The 3124-nt window shown below is 46.5% G+C and carries 3 protein-coding genes; 2 read left to right on the top strand and 1 reads right to left on the bottom strand.

All coding sequences use genetic code 11. From position 1 onward, the window contains the following. A partial coding sequence (locus ACWA6V_RS19835; protein WP_449524111.1) for a sigma-54-dependent transcriptional regulator occupies positions 1-734 on the bottom strand: 734 nt, incomplete at its 3' end. 301 nt (positions 735-1035) lie between these two features. On the opposite strand from ACWA6V_RS19835, the gene ACWA6V_RS19840 reads away from it, so the two are divergent. Both ACWA6V_RS19840 and ACWA6V_RS19845 read left to right on the top strand, forming a co-directional pair. Next, positions 1036-2286, top strand: coding sequence for an efflux RND transporter periplasmic adaptor subunit (locus tag ACWA6V_RS19840; protein WP_449524112.1), 1251 nt, complete (start codon positions 1036-1038; stop codon positions 2284-2286). 32 nt (positions 2287-2318) lie between these two features. Beyond that, the gene (locus ACWA6V_RS19845; protein ID WP_449524113.1) at positions 2319-3002 is read left to right on the top strand and encodes an ABC transporter ATP-binding protein; all 684 of its coding nucleotides are present in this window, start codon (positions 2319-2321) and stop codon (positions 3000-3002) included. The last annotated feature ends 122 nt before the right edge of the window (positions 3003-3124 follow it).

Below are 3124 nucleotides of genomic sequence, written 5' to 3' on the forward strand. Positions count from 1 at the left end.
CGATTTTCATTGGCGCCGGTAAACGCGCCTTTTTTATAGCCAAACATTTCCGCTTCAAATAAATTTTCGGGAATCGCGCCCATATCAATCGCCATAAAAATATTATTGGCGCGTTTGGAGCGCGCATGAATTTCGCGCGCGAGCAACTCTTTGCCGGAACCATTTTCACCTAATATTAATACATTGGCTTCGGTAGGTGCACAGAGGCTAAGTTTGCGCAGTAGCTCGCGCATGCTGGTTGTCTCACCGATAAAACACGCCGGTTTTTGTAACTGTGACAAATGCTCTAACGAACTGCGCAACGCAACATTTTCACTCTGCAATAGGTGATTATTATTGCGCGCCTGTGCTAAAGCCAAAGCGCTGTGTAGAGTGGCAATTAATTTTTCATTGCTCCAGGGTTTTATCACAAAATCCGTTGCGCCCGCCTTAATCGCATTGACCGCCAATTCAACACCGGCATAAGCCGTCATCACCACTACCACAATCTGTGGGTAGTGAGTTTGCAAATACGAGAGCCATTCAAAACCATCGCGGCCCGAGTTATCGCCGAGGGTAAAATTCATATCCAGCAACACCACATCCACTTGCTGATGCGCTAAAAATTCCGGCAAGTCGGTTGCGCGACTTAAACAACTCAGGGTTTTGATCTGACGTTTGAGCAACAGACGCGCCGACAACAAAATATCCTCGTCGTCATCGAGCACTAATAGATGTCCAGCAATTGCGGTCATGAAAAATATCCTTGGCATTATCATTTTCTAGTAGAGCGTAATCGCAGTTTATGTCGTTCGATTGTGAACAACAAGCGTTCGAAATCGAACACTTCGAGCCACGGCGCGTCCAACATATTAACGATAACTAATTGAAATTATTGGCTTTTATTAAATGGCATAGCTGTTGCGGTATAAGTAGCAGCGCAGCTCGGTGGATAAGGCTTCTCAGAGCGATAAGCCTTTGATAGCGCGATAATTTTTAATCAAGCGGCAACAAAACGAACAAAAAGAACGAGCTGATAAAAAGACCCCAATGACAATGGATAAACCCAGACAAATAAATTTTTGGCAGAAATGGCGCAGAGCAATCAGCGCACTCTTTCTGCTTGCTGCGGTTGCCGCGCTCTGGGTGGTGGCCGCGCCAGGCAGTGAGCGCACACTGCGCGTGGATGTAAAGGATTTGGTTATCGCGTCAGTTCAACAGGGAATTTTTGAAGATGTAATTCCACTGCGAGGCGAGGTGATGCCATTTCGCACGCTTTATCTTGATGCGATTGAAGGTGGACGAGTAGAAAAAATCCATTTGGAAGATGGAACAACGATTGAAGAGGGGGCGGCGATTGTGGATATCTCCAACACCCGCCTGCAATTGGAATCCATCACCCGCGAAGCGCAGGTAAGTGAGCAAATTAATTTATTGCAGACTCAGGAATTAAGTCTGGCGCGCAGCGACCTTGAACATAAACGCAACTTGAATGAATTGGATCATCAAATAACAACCGAGAGCCAACGCCTCGAGCGGATGCGCCCGCTCATCAAGCATCAATTAATTTCCGCTGCAGAATTGAAAGAGGCAGAGGATAATCTGGCCTATTTAAAAAAACGCCAACAATTAATCCTCGAAGCGCGCGAAGTAGACCAGGCCTTGCAAGCAGCGCAAATGAAACAACTGCGCGATTCAGTCACATCGCTCAATAATAACTTAACCTTTGCGCGCACCAATTTAGCAAGCCTAAATGTGAAGGCACCGATTGCGGGCCGACTGACGGCATTTAATCTGGAGCCAGGGCAATCATTGATGCCCGGCGAACGTTTTGGCCAAATTGATGACCCGGATCATTTTAAATTGATGGCTCAAGTCGATGAGTTTTATATGAACCGCACGCGAGTTGATCAAACCGCACTGGCAAAAGTGGATCAGCAAGAATTTCCTTTGCGCATTAAAAAAATTTACCCGCAGGTCATTGACGGACAATTCCGTGTTGATTTGGTGTTTACCAGCGCGCAGCCTGCCAATATTAGCCGCGGTCAAACCTTGCAGTTACGCTTGCAAATGGGTGCTAATGAACCCGCGCGATTAATTCCCAACAATTCTTTTTTTCAGGATACGGGCGGACATTGGATTTTTGTTGTGTCGGCCGATGGCAAGCGTGCCTATCGGCGCGATATAAAACTGGGGCGTCGCAATAGCCAGTTTATCGAAGTGCTTGCAGGCTTGAACATACACGAGCAAGTCATTGTTAGCCCGTATACCACCTATAACGATATCGATTACTTGAAAATTTACTGATCACCCAACATAAAAGCAGCAAGGAGAAGGACATGATACGCCTTAACAATATCGACAAAATATTTCGCACTGAAGCGATAGAAACCAAAGCACTGGGGAATATCAGCCTGGAGATCAAACAAGGTGAGTTTGTTGCCATCATGGGGCCATCGGGTTGTGGGAAATCCACACTGCTCAATATTTTGGGGATGTTAGACAACCCGGACCAAGGCGATTATTTCTTTAATGGCGATAATGTCGCCCGCCACTCTGAGTCGAAATTAAGTGAATTGCGCAAACACAATATAGGTTTTATTTTCCAGAGTTTTAATCTGATTGATGAACTCAGTGTGTTTGAGAATATCGAATTGGCATTGCTCTATCACAAAATTCCCTCCGCCGAACGCCGCGCACGTGTGCAAGCGGTTATCGAAAAGATGGAAATTGCCCACCGCGCGCAACACATGCCCAGTCAACTCTCCGGCGGCCAGCAGCAGCGCGTTGCTGTCGCGCGCGCATTGGTTGCAAACCCCAAATTAATTCTTGCCGACGAACCTACGGGAAATCTGGATTCTGTACACGGCCAGGAAGTGATGCGCTTGCTCAAGACCTTAAACCAAGAAGGCGCCACAGTAGTGATAGTCACTCACTCCAGCGAACACGCCAGCTACGCCCAGCGCCGCATTAATTTGTTTGATGGGAAAATTGTTGCGCAAACTCAATTGGCTGCAGCTTGATAGGCCGGATAATAAGGATGGATTATGTTTAAGCATTATTTGATTATTGCGTTGCGCAATTTGGTGAAGAATAAAGTCAACAGCGCGATAAAAATTATAGGGCTGGGTTTGGGTTTAGTAGC

It is taken from the genome of Cellvibrio sp. (assembly GCF_053579595.1).

Coding starts and splice junctions, on each gene's coding strand:
- ACWA6V_RS19845 (WP_449524113.1), top strand. CDS start 2,319: ATGATACGCCTTAACAATATCGACAAAATATTTCGCACTGAAGCGATA.
- ACWA6V_RS19840 (WP_449524112.1), top strand. CDS start 1,036: ATGGATAAACCCAGACAAATAAATTTTTGGCAGAAATGGCGCAGAGCA.